The sequence below is a fragment of the Aminobacter sp. LjRoot7 genome, from assembly GCF_964252895.1.
GTDB lineage: Bacteria > Pseudomonadota > Alphaproteobacteria > Rhizobiales > Rhizobiaceae > Aminobacter > Aminobacter aminovorans_B.
In genome coordinates, this window is sequence record NZ_CAXUPX020000009.1 from 231,911 (window position 1) to 250,395 (window position 18,485).

Sequence of the window (18,485 nt, forward strand, 5' to 3'; positions counted from 1 at the left end):
TCGGCCTGGTTCAGGCCGATTTGAAGCGGGCCATCAGTTCGGCGCGGTTCGGATCGGTAAGCGTTGCCGCCGCACCAAATTCGAGCGGGCTGAGCAAATCCGCCGCCGGATAGAGGATTGGGTTGTCGAGCACTTCCTTGGGCAGCAGCGCATTGACCCGTGCATCGGTCGAGGGCGCCCCGTTGGCGAGATGCTCCTTTACCGCGACTTGCGGGTTCATGAGGTAGTTGAGCAGGGCATAGCCAGCCGGCTTGTTCGGCGCATCCTTTGGGATGGCGTAGAAGTCGGTCCAGATCTCGCCCCCCTCCTTGCCAAGCACATAGGCGATGTCGGGAATGTCGCGGTTGAGCTGGGCACCGTCATTTGTCCAGCACATGGTCATCCAGGCGTCGCCTGCCCGCATCGGCGGCTGGTAGTCGCTCGATACGGCAAAGAGATGCGGCTTGGCCTTGATCAGCAGTTCCTCGGCCTTGGCGAGTTCGTCTGATTTGAGCGAGTTGAACGAGAAGCCGAAATATTTGAGCGCGTTGCCAATGGTGGTGAGCTGGTAGTCGTGAACCATTGTGCGTCCGTCGCCCTCGGCCATGGCCACGTCCCAGAAGTCCTTCCAGGTGGTCATCGGCTTCGTCAGCTTCTTGGTGTTGACGGCAAAGCCGGTGGTGCCCCAATTCTTCGGCACGGCGTAGACGACGCCGTCGATGGCGCCCTCGGAAGTGAAGCGTGCGTCTTCCGACTTGGCGTCGAAATTGCCGAGCTTGGCCATATCAAGCGGTTCGATAATGTCGAGCTTCTTGTAGGTCGAGATCGTGTAGTTGGTCGGCACGTAAAGGCTCCAGCCCGAGCCGCCGGCCTGAAGCTTGGCCAGCATCTCCTCGTTCGACCCGAACACGTTCACCTGGACGGCGACACCCGTGTCCTTAGTGAAATTCTCGAAGGTTGCAGGGTCATGATAGTTTGGCCATGTGGCGATCGACATGCGGTCGCCGAGGCTCTCGGCAGCGCGTGCTGGTGTCGGCGAAAGGCCAAGTTCCCGCCCAAGCACGGCGGTGGCGATGCCGAGGCCGGTCAAGCCGAGGAAATCACGGCGGCCGATGGAGCCGCGCTTGAGGCGCATGAGCTGATTGACAAATTCTTCCGAGGTGATCGGCAGGCCGTCACGATATGATTTCGACATTTCTCGTTTCCCTCTGTTTTTCCCCGTTTTCTTTGACCCTCGAAAACGCCAGCGGCGCTCCCGGAGCGAAGCCGATGGCGACGGGTTCGCCCGGCTTGAAAAGATTGCCGTGATTGAGCTGGTGGTCGGCGGTGGCTAGCAGCGTGCCAACTGCCGGCACCTCAATGGCGTATTCCGCCGTAGAGCCAAGGAATATGCGATTGCGTACAATGCCCTGAAACGCCCCCTGCCCCGGCGCACCAAGGCGCAACGCTTCGGGTCGAAGGCTGAGGGACACTGTCTCACCGCTGGACACACCATTCCGGCTGCGCGCGGAAATCACCGAACCGTCGGCAAGCTTTACCTCGACCAGTTCGCCCGAGCGCCCCTCTACCTTGCCGGCAAGGAGATTGGTCTTGCCCACGAAATCGGCAACAAACAGATCGGCCGGCTCGTTGTAGATCTCGCTCGGCTGGCCGACCTGGACGATGCTGCCGCGATTCATGACGCAGACGAAGTCGCTCATCGACAGCGCCTCTTCCTGGTCATGCGTGACCAGTACGAAAGTGATGCCGAGTTCACGTTGCAGGTTTTGAAGCTCGATCTGCATGTCGGTCCGCAGCTTCTTGTCGAGCGCTGCCAGTGGCTCGTCGAGCAAAAGCACCGCCGGCTTGTTGACAAGCGCCCTGGCCAGCGCAACGCGCTGCTGTTGTCCTCCCGACAATTCATGGACCTTGCGGCGGCCGTAGCCGGCCAGTTGGACCATCGCCAGCGCCTCGCCGGCCTTGAGGCTGATCTCGCGCGCCGAAAGCCTAGGTCGCAGCTGCCGCAGCCCGTAGGAGACATTGTCCTCGACATCGAGATGCGGGAACAGCGCATATTGTTGGAACACCATGTTGACCGGGCGCCGATACGGCGGCGTCCCGGCCATATCCTTGCCGCGGATGAGCACCTGGCCCTCGCTCGGTTGCTCGAAGCCGCCGATCATGCGCAGGCAGGTGGTCTTGCCGCAGCCCGACGGCCCGAGCAGGGCGACGAATGCGGCCGGCGGGACGGCGAGATCGATGCCGCTGACTGCGGTTACAGCACCATAGCGCTTGGCGACCCCACGGAACTCGATGTCAGGAACAGGCGCTGTGGACAATCGACAATCTCCACCGGAAGGCGTCACTATGACCGAACGCTACCAATGGATTGGCACCTAGTATATACCTCAGGGGTGGTATATCTCTTCAATTTATTCATTTGAAGGGGTACCTATCTTGAATAGACGATCGTCCCGCAGCGACGACTTCAGCGGTCTGGCGGCGACTATCGAAGCGATACGCGAAACCAGTGGCTGTCGATTTGGCGAAATGCTGACCACCTGGCTGCGTCGGCATGTGAGCTTCGACCATTGTGTTGTATTCGGCTATCGCGGTGCTGCACGCCCGCCAATGCTGTTTGAGACGTTTTCACCCGCCGAAAGCCACGTCTTCGTCGCGCTCTACCAGGAAGGGCCCTACCTGCTCGATCCGTTCCACCACGCGGCAGTAGAGCGCAAGGAAGGGTTCTGGAGGATGCGGGAATTGGCTCCTGATCGCTTCTATGCCAGCGAATATTTCCGCTCCTATTACAGCCAGACCAGGCTCGCCGAAGAAGTCGGCTTCTTCGTACCGCTGCCCGGCAAGGATGCAGTGGTTCTATCGCTGATGCGGCTCAAGGCGTCAGGTCCTTTCGGAACCGCCGACGCCAGGCTCTTGCGCGACATGGCGCCTCTGGTCATCGAGTTGTGCCGTCAGCGCTGGCGTGAATTGCCTGAAGCCGAAAACACGCTGGCTCCCAAGAACGCACCACCGCCGGTCAACGAGTTCGATCGAACCCATATCTGGGAAAGCTTGGCGCTGACCCCACGCGAGGTTCATGTCGTCGACATGGTGCTGCAAGGACACTCGACCGAGTCCATCGCGCGTTCGCTTGGCGTCGCACCAGGGACGGTGAAGGTCCACCGACGCAACATTCATCAAAAACTCGGCATCAAGTCCCAAGCCGAACTCTTCGCCCGCTTCATCGAAATTATCGAAAGCCGGCGTTGAAATGTTGTGCTGCTAAGCTGTCATGAGTGAAACTGGGCCATCAGTGCCACCTTCCGCGAATGTCGGCCATCGGGAAGCGAAATGAGCTGATGAAGGTCAACTCGGGGGCCGTCTGCGTACTGTCTGCTTCTGTCCTGCACACCGCGACAGCTGACATTCGAGTGCAGGTTGGCGGCGAAGTACGGTCATAACCGCTTATCCTGGACCATCCAACGAGCGTTTGATTATCGGTCACGATCACCTATTTTTTAGCTGAACTTACAGATGCATACAGATATCGGCGCCTAATCGCAGAATGCGTAAGGGTCTATCTCTCTGGCAGACAACGCTCGCCGATAACTGGCCGGACGACATCCGCAGAGAGCTCTACATATGAGACGATACGCCTATCCCATGGCAGTGACCGTGCTCGCCGCCTGTGCGGCTTCACTTGTCGGCTGGCAGGTCCATACGGCGGCAAAGGCGGCCAGATTGTTGAAGTCCATGCTCATTCGTTAGGTCACCTAAACACCACATGCCGATCATAGCGCGTTATCGCAGAGTTCGGCACGCACTATCTTCCATCTATTGATCCTGCACCGTCGCCCCCCAGGGCATCGCGGTGCGGCGACCACCAGACCTGGAAGGGAGGAAGACATGACCGCCGACAGCAGAATGAAGATGAGCCGCAGGCGCCTCCTCGGTGTCGCGGGCGGCATCGGCGTCCAGAACATGCCCCGGACGTATCAGACCATCATTCCGCCTCGGCCCGAGATGCTCAACATCATCCGCACGGCGCACGAGCGCGGCTCACCTTCTTCGACTGCGCCGAAGCCTAGGGCCCGCACGAGTGCGAGCGCATTCTGGGCGAAGCGATCGAGCCCTTTCGCGACCAGGTGGTGATCACCTCGAAGTTCGGCTGGGACGTCGATCTGGAGACCGGCGAACGCCGCTCGGGACTGGTCAGCCAACCGGCGCGCATCAAGCAGGCGGTCGAGGGGGTGCTGAAGCGGCTGCGGACCGACCGCATCGATCTGCTCTACCAGCACCGCGTCGACCCCGCTGTGCCCATCGAGGACGTCGCCGGAGCGGTGAAGGATCTCGTCGCGGCAGGCAAGGTCAAGCATTTCGGCCTCTCGGAGGCGAGCTTCGCGATGATCCGGCGCGCCCATGCAGTGCAGCCGGTCACGGCCGTGCAGAGCGAGTATTCGCTGTTTTGGCGCGGCCCGGAGGCCGAGCTTGGGCACGAGCCGAAGCGCCCGCCGCACTCAGGCGCACTACGCCTCAGTCATCCCGACTGCGGCGAACTGTGAAGAACTGCAGCTAATTGCTTACAGCGTAACCGCGCGGTAACCGGAGCAAAAGGTCCGGCCTACCTCACTTCCGACGGGATGCTGCATATCTCAGCAAGAGCCGAGCGATATTTGTGAAGCGTCCGCGATAAGTTAGGTTGATGATTGGAGCGACTCGGCGAATTCGCTTTCGAGGGCGGCGAGGAAGTTCCGATGCGATCTCTTGGATGTCAGCCCAAGTGCGCTCCATGCGCGGCACATCTCCTAAGCGAGAGCCGCCAATGAAGTCTTGTATGGTTGAGCGGAAGAATCTAGGCGCAATAAGATCCCTAAGCCAGTGCGTATGCAGGCGAGGTTCGTTCGGAAACATCCCTTTTAGCTTGCGATAATAAATCATTCGAGAGACGGCCATTTTCATGCTGTACGACGTAGAGGAGCTGTGAATACGCCACCTTGTCACTGGTTGATCAATGTAAGTGCTTCGGTAGCCTCTTCGGAAAATCCTGAGAAAGAGGTCGTCGTCCTCATATCCCGACAGCTGCTCGTCAAAACGCCCCGCTTCAAGGATAACCTTTCGATCGATAAGTGAAGCACCGGGTAGGATAAACATGTCCTGCCCAATACACTGTTCCAGTGTCGTTCTGGGATGTTTAGTTGAAAAAATATCCAGGCAACTGTGGGCAACCATCTGCCCAGTCACATCGACGTGGTCAAGATTCCCATACACCAGCGCAAGCCGATCCGTAGGAGATGCCCTCTCAAACGGCCGCTTGAGGATCGCAAGGTGCTCAGGATACCAAGCATCGTCTTGGTCCAGAAGTGCAATATGGCTGCTCTGGCAGTTCTGAATTGCAAGGTTGCGAGCGGACGATTGCCCTCCATTTGCTTTGCGCAGCAGGACCACCACTGGATGAGTTTTGGCTAGTTCCTCAACGATCGCGGCACCATTGTCTGTAGAGCCGTCATCCACGACAATGATTTCGTTTGGTGGCTCGGATTGAGCGAAGACGCTTTCCAGTGCTTCACGGATGAAGGCCGCGCCATTAAATAGTGGGATTACCGCCGCAACTGTAATGACTGGCATGAGCCCCCCCGACCGGGGATCCTTTATAATAGTGGCAAACGACTATCAAGCACTGCAAATCTGCGTACACGGTCTCGACAACTGATACCGCATTCGGCCACATGCGAGCATTCGTAACAATAACGATCTCGTGGGTGGTTGATGAACGCTCTTAGCTCGACCCCTGCCACGCAGGCGGTCCATATGATCGACGCACTTTGGTGCGATGCGCACGGTGTATTTGTTAAAGGCTGGGCCCACGCCTATGGCCAGGCCCCCACGGCGATCCATATTAGAAGCGGGGCACACCGCGCTACTGCGGACACACTCTTCGATCGACCGGATTTGCAGCCGTTTTTCCCCACGCTCGCCTCTAGCCTCTGCGGATTCGCCATCTATCTCCCTTGCAGCCCGTTTCGACCGGTAACACTCGAAATCGAGACAATCGACGGCACCGTAGAGTTCGACGTTACTGAGCTGAGTCCAGAGCACCCCATCAACGCATGTTCTACCGATGGTGAGTACCCTATCGACGCGTTCGCATCAGAAATGAAGAGGATTGGCGGCACGGTACTCGAAATCGGTGCTCGGGTCGTAGGTCCATCGTCAACTTTGAACGCAGGTAAATTTGCACCAGAATGCAAATTCGTCGGTTTGGACATTCACGAGGCTCCCGGTGTTGATATCATTGAAGATGCTCATTTTCTAAGCGATTCGATTGCTCCCGGAACCATTGATGGTGTCTTCTCAGAGGCGGTAATCGAACACTTGGCCTGCCCCTGGCTGCTCGCGGCACAAATCAACAAGGTGCTCAAGCTCGGTGGGCTGACGTTGCACGCGGTACCGCACTCGTTCCCGATCCACGAGACGCCCAACGACTTCTGGCGGATGTCCAGTGAAGGTCTCAAGGTGCTCTTCTCACCGGCGATGGGCTTTGAAGTGATCGAGGTAGGAATGGCCGATCCCGTCAGGATGTTCATTCACCCATCAAAGCGGGTTGGCCCAATGCTTGAGTTCCCTCTCCACAACGGAATGGCATCGTCATGGATATTGGCTCGAAAGACGATTGATTTGCCGGACGGCACGGTCGCATGGCCCCTCCAGCGGGATGAATCACTGAGTCAAAGCAAAGCCTATCCATCTCATAAGCAGGCTTGAGCGACTTGCCGGCCTCGTTCACCGACATTGCTTCGCGAGGGACTAACTTTTTGAGTGCCAACATTGTCAATTTTTGCGAGCACCAAAGCCGACAAGCTTCATTTATCTGCCCAGTTTGCAGAAGCTCCGATAACAAGTCATGCGTGCTCATAACAAGGAATACGCAGCCGACATTGGACGCGAATTCGACGCTTAATCTTTATCGTTGCGATGCGTGCAGGTCTCTAGTTTACCACCCCTACCCCAAGATCGATTACACTCAGCATACATCTACCGAACTCAGTATCCGCGATTATGTCGAGTTCAACGCCGCGATTGATCTCATTGCCAAGAACATCTTGAGAGTCATACCTGACGACGGCCGCCCGGGCAAACTGTTGGATATCGGATGCGGCTATGGATTTGGTCTAGACGCTGTTCGAGGCATGCTGGGATGGAAAGTAAAAGGGTTCGAACCATCGCGCTATGGGGAATTGGGCCGAGAACAATTAGACCTAGATATCATCAATGATTTTGCAGCTCCAAACCTAAACCAGGAACAACTGTTCGATATTGTGCACTGCTCCGAAGTTATCGAGCATGTACACGACCCACATGAATTCATTACCATCCTCAAGTCCTATCTCACTGAAGACGGCGTCCTTATCCTGACGACACCAGATGCGGAGCGTATCCACAATCGTACCGACCCGAGTTCGTTGCTGGCGCTGTTGTCACCAGGAGCGCACACCATCATCTTCAGCGCCGAAGCATTAGTAAAGGCACTCAACGAAGGCGGTCTTCCATACGTCCAGATAGACAAAAGCGCACCAAGCATGCTGATTTATGCGTCAAGGTCGCCGCTGAAATTTCACGAGCGTTCGCCTGATCATCTTGCAATGCTTGTCCACCGGTATTTACAAGAAGCGCTCGGAAAAGCGCGCGCCGGTTCTTCGCTCGAAATTGGGCTACGTTACCGTCTTTTCCGGGGCGCCATGGATTCCGGAGACTACGCGCTCGCTGAAAGAGTGTTTGCACCCATTCTGGCGGTTGCGGACCCCTCCCTTGGCGACGTAGCGACGCTAGATGACTTTGCCACTCGCTGGCCGCTCTGCATTGCCGCCTCTACATACTATCGAGGCATGATGCTGTTGATCCATATTGGCGACTACGTTGGCGCTGCAGGCTTCTTTCGTTCGGCGTTTCGCCTGTGTCGTACGAAGATAGCACTATCTCCGGCGACCGCAGTCGTGGAGTCAGACCTGATCTGGCGGGCTGTTTACCACGAAGCGCTCGCGCTAAAGTATTTGGGGAACAATCTTGGTTCCCTCGCACTGTTGGCCAGTTTTGTCGATTTCCAGCACACTCTCCAACCGCCCGTACCGGAAGACCTGCAACAGGCGGTGACGGCGTTGCGCGACGACCTTGGCGCTGAGTTCCAGGTGCTCTGACCAATTTGGTCTGGCCGCCGGGAGTTGCGGCTTGCCGGCCAATCCCAAAGTCGACGGCGCACTATCTTGAGCAGGCTTAGACCGCGCTATGGCCTACAATCCACCCGTCATGATTGCTTGACGCCTGCCTTGGCGTCTTTTCTCAAACACGACGACGCTATCATAGATAGCCATAGAGTCAGTGGAGCGCGTGAACTCGCTAACCGGCATAGCCCCGCGCGCATGCATCGCGTTGATGTCGTCGATACGCTCTTTTATCAATTCGATGAAGCTGCCCTGCCGTCGCAGGCCGCCGCCGTATTCTTCCCAGTAACAAGTGTGCAGATCTTCGACCAAGTACAATCCATCTACATCGATGCGCGGATATAAATGCTCAAATGTCGCAATCATATCGCTCATGACGTGGCTTCCGTCATCTAGGACGATATTGATCTTTGGGTGGCGTCTCATAATTTCATCGAGGATTGCTGTATCAGCTTGGCTGCCAATAACAATTTCAATCCCTTCTGCTTCGTGTTGCTTACACTGGGGATCTATGTCTAGTCCTATTATCGTAGTTCGTGGCCCGAAATAATCTCTCCACATTTGAAGAGAGCCACCGCTGCCTACGCCAATTTCAAGAACTACTGCGTCCTGGCCACGGAACCGCCGCAAATGGCGCTCGTAAATGTCGAAATAATGCAGCCATTTGTGGGCGATTTTGTCGCCATTGTTCAGGAACCAACGATGCAGATGTCCGTCGCCCATCTTTGTAATCCACTTATTCACATGATCTGCCACATAGCTATTCTGGGACAGGACATTCTTCAATACGAGACTCGATGCACCGAGTTTAGAACCAATACTTGGGATGCGACTAGGGGGCGATGCCTCGGCGTCGCTCGAGTTTCCCGAGGTAGGACGGGATGATCACATAAACTCGGTTGGGCTCGACCCGCATGCCGTGTTGTGCTTTGACCACTGGGAGGGGCGTGCTGCGGGTCCGTCAGCAGGCGCACATGATCAGGAGATAGGTGCGGTACCAGAACAAATGCCAACCCGCTGTCCTGCGGCAAGTGAGCTAAGAATGCCAGGAAAGCTTGAAGGCCGCCCGCTGAGGCGCCAATCCGACAATAAGGTTGAGGCGCGTCGGCTTTTCATCGTTTCGGTTCATCGAACAACAATCCTTTCCCGTCTACTAGGTCCCAGAGCCGCCCTCAGTTGGAAACCATCGGGTTGGGAATTGCACAAGGCGCCGATGAAGAGCGTGTACATCTCGTAAAATGCGGTGAGGAGCAAGCAACCGTGGCGCGATCGTCGAGACCGCGGACCGATCCGGTGGTGGATTTGCCCACGGGTTGGTCGATATGGCGGGGCAACCGAGCTAGTAAGAGACTGCACGTAGGACGGTTCGACTCCCCGAGACAATAGGTAAGTGGCCACTCGGGGGCCGTTCTCAGACCGTCCGGTTTTGGGCGTGGAGGGTCGAATAAGCGAGGGTAGTTAGCCAGCGTTTTTCGCATCCTGCGCAGCGGCTGCGTCGAGCTGGGCAATCTTCTCAGTTATGCCCCAGCCCCGCACCTTGTACCGTCTAAGTTCGCTCCCCTCGCCGATGCGCGTCAGCGCTACGCCCGTTTTTCGGATGATTTTCTGTATGGCAGGTGTGGGGTTAGAAAGCTGATTGTACTGGGTAAGAGCCCTGCGAACGATGCCCAGCTCTTCGCCGGTCGTCGTTTCCAGAACTCGGACGTAATCCTCAACGGGAACCTGTGACAGTTGCTGGGTGATGTCGCGATCATACCCGTCGTCAGCGAGTAGCAAGAAAAGCTCGTCTGATGGAAATACGGGCTTGGCGTCTTTCTCGAAGCCCCGAATCTTTTCCGCCACATCCGCGTCTATCTTATTTCCAAACAGACCGGTGTCCGTGAGGCTGTAGGCATCTTTAATGCCTTTGCGCATCGGGAGGTAGGCATCCAATAATTTGTCACCCTCGTCGTTCCGATTCAGATCACGGAACATGTTGATGATCGGAATGACGTTGTGGAGTTCGTAGAACCTGCCGTTTGAGCGAATGCAATCGCTAAACTCCGCCAAGCTTTTGTCGGCATCTGCCGAAAAGTCGTCGTACATATTCCGCCAAGCCCGCCGTAGCCGGAGTGCTGCCTCGTCAGCCTCGGCCCGCTGATGCAGCTCGGTGGCGTGTTGCTTGACGATGTCCGAATTAAAGTAGCCGTCCTCTATTCCCCTTAGGAGAGCAATGTCGAAATCGTCAGTGTGCATGTAGCCGTAGTTTCGGACGAGCTGCATCCACTCGATCTCCTTGGCGGAATATTTGCCGTCCCGATTGCCGACTATGTCGGCATAGAAATTCTGCCTTGTCGTCAGAAACAGCTTCGTTGGCGCGAACTTGGGCTGGAGGTGAGCCCAGCCCATCAAAACGATGGTCGAAACCACGCTGTTGAGCACGGCTGGCTTGTAGCCCTTCAACATCGGCTCGATTTCTCGAGCGTACCGTAGCAGCTTCCAGACAACCCTGATGTTGTCGATGCCAAGATGAACACAGCGGTCCCGGATCATCGTCTTCAGTTCCGGGCTACCCTCGGCGCCCTCCAGAGCGATATCCACTGTCTGCATTGGCGTGGGTGCGAACTTCAGGCTTACGTCGACCACCTTCTCCAGATAGTCGCTGAACTCGGACAGATCGGCATCCTGGAGGGCTTCTTCGTTTAGGAGGATAACGACCTTGCACTTGCGCTCCTGCGCCAAGAAGTTGACGTAGCCGAGAAAGTCCCCGGTACGCAGATCGGGGCCTTTTCTCTCTAGGTCGTCGAAGCAGATAATCTGCTTGCTGACCATGACGGACAGGCCAGAAACGACAGCTTCAAACATGCCGTCGCCAGCAAGTCCAACCATCCCCAGAAAGCCGCGTTTTACACCGCTTTCGAGGGAGTTGAGCTTGCTCCTCAATGTATCGCTGGTGACCAATTCACCAATCTGCGCCCTCGGCAGCGTGTTCTGGAGAATCTGCGAGCGGAGTTGATTGATGGAATTGACGCCGAACAGCGACACGTAGGCATACTGGTCGAGGGCGACCTTATCCTTGCCTTCCCGCAAAGCTTTGGCGGCCGTCTGCCAAATGTAGGTTTTCCCGGTACCCCAATGGCCACGTATACACAGAACTTCTGGGTCGGGTGATTTGAGGAACCTATCTATCTGCGACGTGACCTGTTCGACTGACATGGCGTCCCTCAAACCGTGCCCGGTGGGATGAAGTCTTTCGGCGATATCGAAGCGTTCAGATTGATGCGGTTGATGATTTTCGTAAGGAAGCTCTCACGCGGCCTGACCTTGACCGACTTTCTTACCGTTCGACCTTCTTCGGTGGCCTCGTAAGAATACTCGCCCTCCGCGACGTAGCCTTGTACCTTAAGCGCCTCCAGCAATTCGGAAAGGTCTTTCGCTTCGGGCAGCAGCTCGTTCTTAGAGAGAACGTGGCCACCTTTCTCTGCAATGTCGAACCCCTTTTTGATTTCAGCCTCGGTGCCCACGTCGCGGTCGATAAGGCCCAAAGCCACGCTGTCTGCCGGGGGATAAAAGTACTGGTAGATGTTGAGCGCTTTGAGCCGCTCCTGCACCTCGTCGATATGCCGCCCGCTGCCGAAAAGGTCCCAATCCTTCTCGGTCAGCTCATAGGTGGGAACTGGGCACACGCCGTGTTTTCTGTCCCCGGCCAGATTGTCTGATTTTGCCACCTGCTCGACGACCTCAAAAGCCAGCGACGACGCTTCGGTGAATCCGGCTTCCTTGACCTTGCTCCAGTTGATGTTGGCGACTTGCTCAACGAGATTGAGGAAGTGCGACCTGATGGGAAGGTTGCTCCGCCCTACGCCCGCCATAAGGCGCTTGAACTCGTCGCCATAGCGCGCCTCAAGCTTCGGCTGAGCCATTTGCCCCGCCCCCAAGATGTTTGCGAGTTCGAGCACCTTCATCAAGTCAAGTGAGCCAGACTTGGTGGTAAAAAGGCTCCGCGTCGTGTGCGCGATATCGATGGCCAAAGGCCTTGCGACCAGCACTTTTGCGCTGGGCATTGTCGCCTGAACGTCCACGCGCATGAGCGCGGCGATGCGGGGGTTGTACTCTGCCGATATGATGACGACGCGGCTGGTAGCGTCATCCACGCCGATGGCCTGGACCTGGTGAGTCAGTCCACTGTCACCGACGATTTCGTTGTCGGGCCTCGGCTCAACGCCAAGCGCCTTGAAAAACGAACCCCAAATCGGCGGTTTGTCGTCCATCTCGTCCCCTGCCCACCCCAAATATAGTATTGCGCCCGCCCGCCCGCTATTCTTTGATGCTTGTTTTTCCAACAATATGTGCTCACCATGGGCTGACGCATAGCCCCACGGTAACAATCAGGAGTGCTTCGCGTGGCCAAGGATGACCGCCTTCGCGTTCCGATTGACGGCCCCTACCGCTCGTCCCTAGGCCTTGCCTTGTATGCCTTTGCAACCACTCAATCTGCCAGAAACATCACCCCGCCCGATTACTCGGGTACCCCGTGATCCAGAAGTTCAGGAAGGTGCCTGGGCTTGGCATCGGCCGCACGTCAATGATTGGCAGAAGATTTTTCCTCTGAGCCTACTTCAGCCTATGTCGCAAAGCCGTGCCAGGTGTGATGATCCTTGACCTTGATCCCTGAGATGGCGTTTGCCTGGAGCTACACATGCTTGACGCATACTGTCAAAGCACGCTTCTTTTAAGCTCGCTCGATTGCAGTCGCCGTACATGACGGAAATTGATTCGACTGGAACTTCCATGGCTAAGCAGCGAACGGCAGCTCGACGGTGCATCCTCTGCCAAAACGCGATCCCTGAAAAGACGAAGCCAGAGCATGTCCTTTTGAACGCGCTCGGCGGACGCATGACGGTGCGCGACGTAATTTGCCCTGCCTGTAATCATGAAATGGGTATCGGCCCCGATGAAGATCTCGCGAAAACCACCGAATTTCTGCGAAACATCTGCCAGCTAAAGGCTGGCGACGGTGATAGTGCCCCCCAAATTCGCGGTTTGGAGACGGACGGCCAGAGATTCGATCTCGTGGCAGGGATGAGACCTCGCCTGCGCGCTCCCAAGCCCTTGGAGCTGAGTTTCACCGAAGAGGAGATTCTGGTTTCCATTGAAGCCTATTCAGACGCTGAGGCCGAGAAGCTGTTAACCGGCGCAGCGACTGCGATTGCCAAGAAGCTCGGGAAGCTAACGCAGGAGGCAGTTGCGGCGATAAAGCAGGACATGCTGAGAGACAAGCGCTCGAGTTATCAGCCAGCTCCCGAGATACGGCAGAGCGTGCAGTTTGGGGTCGGCAGATCGCAGCAGTCAAAAGCCAAGGCTTGTTTGGTGCTATGGGCCAAAGTGTGTGGAAACGAGGAGGTCAATTCACCTCGGTACGATGCGATTCGCCGTTTCATTCGGACCGGTGAAAACCCGGAGGGCGGCGGAGACCTCATCGAGATGGATACCCGTACGCTCCCCGACGTTCCGGTGCGGTTCGGCACCAATCCCAATCTGATTTGGGTTGGAAGCGATCAGATCGGTCGAACCTATGGGTACTTCCGTCTCTACGGCGCGATAGGTTGGCGGTTTCTGCTTTGCGATGTGGGCGCGCCAAGTGATCAGCGCCACTGTCTAATCTCCAACCCATTCGACAACAAAGAATGGGCCTTACTTCAAGGCAGCTTGTGCTCAATAGAGAAAGATTGGGTATGGGCGAGATGGGAGGTTGAACGACCGCAATTCGACCAAGTCCAAGCGCGGCTTACCCCCATGCTAAGATACGCGCATGATGCATCGAGACGCGACTGGCTACGCGAGTTGATTGTTGAAGGGCTTCGGAAAGCGGGTTGCAAGGAAGGCGAAGCGATCACGGAGGAGCACGTGAGGAACCTTGCGGAATTTATCAGCCCAGCTCTTACGGCATACGTCTTGAAGACGAACGTCCCATCCTCTTGAGCTGATGAGGACGCCGCCTGTGGACCCCCAACTTTTGATGCCGATTAGATCGTAAAGCGGGAGTCCACCGCGAAATGAACGCTTGGTCGGCTTCAGATCGAATGTCCGCTTTCGGGCGATCGCCAAAACGTCCAGATTGACCGAAATGGGGCGCAAACCCGACATTCATGGCCCTGCCCGTTTCCGGGCTCGGCTTACATCAACGCTGGCGCACCCGTGCCACGAGCGCGCCACATGCCATCAAGCACAGTCCACTGAGGGCAAAGATGCCTCCCGGACCAACTACCGCCGCACTTGCACTTGCGCCGAGAGGCAACAGGAACTGTGCCAGGCGATTGGCGGTAAGCCGTATCGACATTGCCGTGGCTTTTCCCGATGGGGGCGCCAATGCGAGACTGAGCGAGATGGAGCAAGCAATGGCTATCCCCATGGAGAAGCCTGACCCTCCCAATGCGAGCCCAACCGCCCATGTCGGCATGTCCAGGGCCAAGGCACCAGTAGCAATGGCAGTCGCAAGCAGGGCGGCGGTCATCAGTCGCACCTTGCCAATCGTTTCGACAAGGCGAGAAAACAGCAACCGCGAAGCCATCGACGCGAGCGCGCGCATGCTGAGCAGTACACCAACCGTGCCAGCATCAATGCCGTTCGCTGCGCCGAGAACAGGGAAGAACACGACGATCAGATCGTTGGTTGCCACCGCGAGCCCGCTCGCGATGATCAGGGCAAGCAGACCGGGAATGCGGACCACCGTGGCAGGTTGGAAACCTCGTGAATCCGAATGGAGCACATGTTTTGGCAGGCCCAACTTGATCAGCAGCGAAGATGCTCCAAGTCCAAGGCCTGACAAGGCCAATATCCAGTAGAGACCGGAATCGGGGTACGGCGCGCCAGCTGGCGTCGTCAAACTTATTGCCATTGGCCCCAGGACCTGGCCGAGCGCCGTCGCCACCAGGAAATGTCCGAGGATACGATCGTGCTGGTCGGGAGCAGAGCAACGTGTGGTCATCATCTGCAATGCGGAAACCAGCATCACGTGACCAATTCCGAGTAGGCAAGTGAATGCCATCATCGAAAGAAAGCTGGAAGACAAGGCCCACAGCCCAAAGACGGCGAGTGCGACGATAACTGACCCCGCCAAGGCGGTGTTCCCTTCCCCCCTGAGATCGTTGTAGCGCCCGACCTGGAGCGAAAAGAGGATCGGCAAGAGAGCAAACGCGGAAGAGAGCAGGCCGATCTGCAGCAGTGGCAGGTCAAGCTCAAGGGCACGGTACGACGTAGCAACCCGAGAAAGCGGGACGGCGACCTGAAGCAGGGTCGCCGCCACAAGCAATGGCGCCAGTAGCCTCAGGTTCAGTCCCGCCGTTCGCCGTTTCCGAGGGATCATTACCTGTTACCCGAAATTCTCGATGACCGGCTGGATTTGTTATTGGAGTGGCTAGGCGTGTGTAGGCGGTTCCGGGAGGAGCGACAGTGACCACCCCTCCCCTTAAACAAAGGCCCGAGATCTATTATTCGCGGCATCGATCCGCAGCCGTCCCATAGGGCACAGCCCGTGCCCCGAAACGCCTCAATCGGATGTTGGCCTGCTCCGCATGGCCGACAAAGCCTTCAAGCATGCTCAGGCGAGAACAGTATTCGCCAAAATAGACGGACGCCTCGTCGGTCAGCACTCGCTGGTAGGTACATGTCTTCAGGAACTTCCCTACCCAAAGCCCGCCGGTGTACCGGGCGGCGCCTAACGTCGGCAGCGTATGGTTCGTGCCGATGACCTTATCGCCATAAGCGACGTTGGTCCGTTCGCCGAGGAAGAGCGCGCCATAGTTGCGCATGTTCTTCAGGAAGTAGTCGGGATCGCGGGTCATGACCTGCACGTGCTCCGAAGCGATACGGTCCGCTTCGACAAGCATCTCGGCATCGTCACGGCAAAGGATGATTTCACCGAAAGCGTGCCATGCCTTGCGTGCTACTTCGGCGGTGGGAAGAACCGACAGCAGGTCTTCGATATGTCTATGCGTCTCGACCGCCAGCGTTTCGCTCGTGGTCAGCAGGATCGCCGGCGAGTCAGGCCCATGCTCCGCCTGACCAAGGATATCGGTAGCACAGGTAAGGGCGTCCGCCGTTTCGTCGGCGATCACGAGGGTTTCGGTCGGCCCAGCAAACAGGTCGATGCCAACGCGTCCGTAGAGCTGGCGCTTGGCCTCGGCGACATATGCGTTGCCAGGACCGACCAGCATGTCGACCGCCCCGATGGTGGCCGTACCTAGAGCCATGGCGACAATGGCTTGGACGCCGCCCAGACAGTAGATTTCGTCGGCGCCTGCCAGATGCTGGGCCGCGACAATTGCAGGGGACGGACGACCGTTGACCGGCGGCGCACAAGTTACGATGCGCTCGACGCCTGCGACCTTAGCGGTGACGACGGACATATGGGCGGATGCCAGCAGCGGGTATTTTCCACCGGGCACATAGCACCCAACATTGGCAACCGGGATGTTGCGGTGTCCGAGCACAACGCCAGGGTAGGTCTCGACCTCAAGGTCGAGCAGGCAACCACGTTGCTTCTCCGCAAAGTTCCGGACCTGCTGCTGAGCGAACAGGATGTCGTCCAGATCCTCCTTGGTCATCTCGTCAAGGCATTCCTGGATTTCCTGCGCCGACAGGCGATAGGATTCGCGATCGTATCCGTCGAACTTCACAGCCAAGCGCCGGACAGCCAGATCGCCGTCGCGCTGCACTTCTTCGATGATACGCTCCACCGTCTGCCGCACATCGAGATTGCTGACGTTTTCGCGACGGGTAGCCGGGCTTTTCAGATATTTTGGCATAACTTCCTCCTTTGGGCGAAGCTTCAGCCAAAGCCATCGCCCATCATCAAAAACAGTTTGGGGTGTTTTTCGTCGCCCTGACGCTAAGCTTGTCTGTCCAGCCTTACCGTTCGACGGATCATGAGTTTTCCAGGTTCGAGCCTGAATTCCGGCTTGAGGTCGGGTGCATCGATCCTCTGCGTCAGGATCTCGACGGCACTCTCCACCATACGGGTTGTCTGCTGTCTCATGGTGGTGAGTTCGATCCCGGACCAGGAGGCCATCGAGATGTCGTCGAACCCGATGATTGACACGTCTTCCGGCACCCTCATCCCGAGATCGACCTTGATCCCGTCGAGCGCACCGATTGCCATTATGTCGTTGGCACAGAAGATAGCTTCGGGCCGTTCTGCCTGGAGCATCAGTCGCTTTACCGCCTGCCTGCCACCTTCGTAGGTGAAATCGCCGCCCTCGAGGAGCGGAGGCGGGCAACCGAGCCGCTCCAATTGGTCACTATACCCCTGCAAGCGATCCTTGTTGGTCGAACTGTCTTCCAAGCCGGAGATGAAGGCAAAGCGCCGGTGATTGGTGTTGTATAGGAATTGTGCAATGTCCCGGCCCGCAACGACGTTGTCGCACGCGACTGCCGATACATTGCCACTTTCAACATAACGATTGAACAGGACCACCGGCAGTCCGAATTCCCGGCATTCGTCTATCGCCTTCGACGACAACTCAGCCGAAAGTACCAGAAGGCCATCGACGCGATACTGATGAACTTTGCGGATGGCGGAATCGGTACTCTCGCCCTCCTTCACGGTCATCAGCATCACGTGCATGTCTTCGGCCTGCAGGCGTTCGTCGACCAGTCGGAGCACGTCCCAGTAGAACGGGTTCCTCGTCGACCCGGTGACGACGGCGATGAGCCCGGATTTCTGGGTGCTCAGCCCGCGGGCCATGATGTTGACGTGGTAGCCGAGTTGTTCGGCAGCCGAAAAGATCCGGTCGCGCGTTTCTCTCGAAACAAGCTGGCTGTTGGCAAAGGCCCGCGAGACGGTCGACTGCGACACGCCCGCAATTCGAGCAACGTCCCAGGAAGTAACGCCTGAGCCTTTGATCTTGGGTTGAGAGCTGTTAGCCGCGTCAGACACTGAATTCCCTCGTACAGATTATTGGCGAGCTGTCACAACCGCTTCGACAAGCACGCCTTCCCCCAAATCCCCCACCCCAATGGTTGCGCGAGTGGGCAGATGCTCGGGACTCAGCCATGCAGTCCAAGCCTCGTTCATCTCGTTTTTCATCGCCATATCCGTAATGTAAAGCGTGGCTTGTAGCAGCTTTTCCTTGCTGGAGCCCAGCTCGTTCAACATGCGTTCGACCTTTGAGCAGACCCCCTGCGTTTGCGAGAACATGCCTGCCGACAAGTCGTCCGCAACGACACCGCCGAAATAGATTACATCCGAGCTGAGTACCGCGCGGTGCATGATCTTTGTTTGATATCGCCTGTCGATCATCGAATTTCCTTTCTATGATTTCTATTTGAATT

15 protein-coding genes and 1 pseudogene are annotated in these 18,485 nt (G+C 57.1%); 5 read left to right on the forward strand and 11 right to left on the reverse strand.

Annotation, left to right across the window (positions count from 1 at the left end; genetic code table 11):
• Positions 1-10: 10 nt before the first annotated feature.
• Positions 11-1,174 (reverse strand): ABC transporter substrate-binding protein, encoded by a 1,164-nt coding sequence (locus ACSQ3E_RS23460; protein WP_436124490.1) that lies wholly within the window; start codon positions 1,172-1,174, stop codon positions 11-13.
• A complete protein-coding gene (locus ACSQ3E_RS23465) occupies positions 1,155-2,297 on the reverse strand; it encodes an ABC transporter ATP-binding protein (protein WP_436124491.1) in 1,143 nt (380 codons plus the stop codon). The genes ACSQ3E_RS23460 and ACSQ3E_RS23465 overlap by 20 nt, the downstream gene beginning before the upstream one ends.
• Before the next feature lie 238 nt (positions 2,298-2,535).
• On the opposite strand from ACSQ3E_RS23465, the gene ACSQ3E_RS23470 reads away from it, so the two are divergent.
• Both ACSQ3E_RS23470 and ACSQ3E_RS23475 read left to right on the forward strand, forming a co-directional pair.
• Positions 2,536-3,228 carry a helix-turn-helix transcriptional regulator gene (locus ACSQ3E_RS23470; protein WP_436124492.1) on the forward strand — a complete coding sequence of 231 codons (693 nt, stop codon included), beginning with the start codon at positions 2,536-2,538 and terminating at the stop codon, positions 3,226-3,228.
• 654 nt (positions 3,229-3,882) lie between these two features.
• Positions 3,883-4,448: pseudogene (locus tag ACSQ3E_RS23475) on the forward strand (aldo/keto reductase); the annotation flags it as partial.
• Positions 4,449-4,584: 136 nt separating this feature from the next.
• Here the strand turns inward: ACSQ3E_RS23475 and ACSQ3E_RS23480 are convergent.
• On the reverse strand, positions 4,585-5,583 hold the full coding sequence (locus ACSQ3E_RS23480; RefSeq protein ID WP_192315310.1) for a glycosyltransferase family 2 protein: 999 nt from the start codon (positions 5,581-5,583) through the stop codon (positions 4,585-4,587).
• Between the two features lie 183 nt (positions 5,584-5,766).
• Here ACSQ3E_RS23480 and ACSQ3E_RS23485 point away from each other — a divergent pair, with 183 nt between their 5' ends.
• On the forward strand, positions 5,767-6,720 hold the full coding sequence (locus tag ACSQ3E_RS23485) for a class I SAM-dependent methyltransferase (protein ID WP_310329585.1): 954 nt from the start codon (positions 5,767-5,769) through the stop codon (positions 6,718-6,720).
• Positions 6,721-6,893: 173 nt separating this feature from the next.
• Positions 6,894-8,150, forward strand: coding sequence for a class I SAM-dependent methyltransferase (locus ACSQ3E_RS23490; RefSeq protein WP_436124493.1), 1,257 nt, complete (start codon positions 6,894-6,896; stop codon positions 8,148-8,150).
• Positions 8,151-8,243: 93 nt separating this feature from the next.
• On the opposite strand, the gene ACSQ3E_RS23495 is transcribed toward ACSQ3E_RS23490, so the two are convergent.
• The 4 genes from ACSQ3E_RS23495 to ACSQ3E_RS23510 form a co-directional block, all read right to left on the reverse strand.
• Complete coding sequence (locus ACSQ3E_RS23495) at positions 8,244-8,897, reverse strand: class I SAM-dependent methyltransferase (RefSeq protein WP_436124494.1); 654 nt, start codon at positions 8,895-8,897, stop codon at positions 8,244-8,246.
• A gap of 59 nt (positions 8,898-8,956) precedes the next feature.
• Positions 8,957-9,256: a chemotaxis protein CheB gene (locus tag ACSQ3E_RS23500; protein WP_436124528.1), complete on the reverse strand. Its 300-nt coding sequence runs from the start codon at positions 9,254-9,256 to the stop codon at positions 8,957-8,959.
• A gap of 376 nt (positions 9,257-9,632) precedes the next feature.
• Positions 9,633-11,369, reverse strand: a complete 1,737-nt coding sequence (locus ACSQ3E_RS23505; RefSeq protein ID WP_436124495.1) for a P-loop NTPase fold protein — start codon at positions 11,367-11,369, stop codon at positions 9,633-9,635.
• A gap of 8 nt (positions 11,370-11,377) precedes the next feature.
• Positions 11,378-12,424, reverse strand: coding sequence for a hypothetical protein (locus ACSQ3E_RS23510; RefSeq protein WP_436124496.1), 1,047 nt, complete (start codon positions 12,422-12,424; stop codon positions 11,378-11,380).
• 520 nt (positions 12,425-12,944) lie between these two features.
• Between ACSQ3E_RS23510 and ACSQ3E_RS23515 the strand changes: the two genes are divergently transcribed.
• On the forward strand, positions 12,945-14,135 hold the full coding sequence (locus ACSQ3E_RS23515) for an HNH endonuclease (RefSeq protein WP_436124497.1): 1,191 nt from the start codon (positions 12,945-12,947) through the stop codon (positions 14,133-14,135).
• A 199-nt stretch (positions 14,136-14,334) separates the two neighbouring features.
• Here the strand turns inward: ACSQ3E_RS23515 and ACSQ3E_RS23520 are convergent, their stop codons facing one another.
• The 4 genes from ACSQ3E_RS23520 to ACSQ3E_RS23535 form a co-directional block, all read right to left on the reverse strand.
• Entirely contained in the window at positions 14,335-15,459 is a 1,125-nt protein-coding gene (locus tag ACSQ3E_RS23520) for an MFS transporter (protein WP_436124498.1), read from the reverse strand.
• A gap of 184 nt (positions 15,460-15,643) precedes the next feature.
• Positions 15,644-16,960 carry a histidinol dehydrogenase gene (gene hisD, locus ACSQ3E_RS23525; RefSeq protein ID WP_436124499.1) on the reverse strand — a complete coding sequence of 439 codons (1,317 nt, stop codon included), beginning with the start codon at positions 16,958-16,960 and terminating at the stop codon, positions 15,644-15,646.
• An 83-nt stretch (positions 16,961-17,043) separates the two neighbouring features.
• On the reverse strand, positions 17,044-18,090 hold the full coding sequence (locus ACSQ3E_RS23530) for a LacI family DNA-binding transcriptional regulator (protein ID WP_436124500.1): 1,047 nt from the start codon (positions 18,088-18,090) through the stop codon (positions 17,044-17,046).
• A gap of 18 nt (positions 18,091-18,108) precedes the next feature.
• Positions 18,109-18,453, reverse strand: a complete 345-nt coding sequence (locus tag ACSQ3E_RS23535; protein ID WP_436124501.1) for a RidA family protein — start codon at positions 18,451-18,453, stop codon at positions 18,109-18,111.
• Between the last annotated feature and the right edge of the window lie 32 nt (positions 18,454-18,485).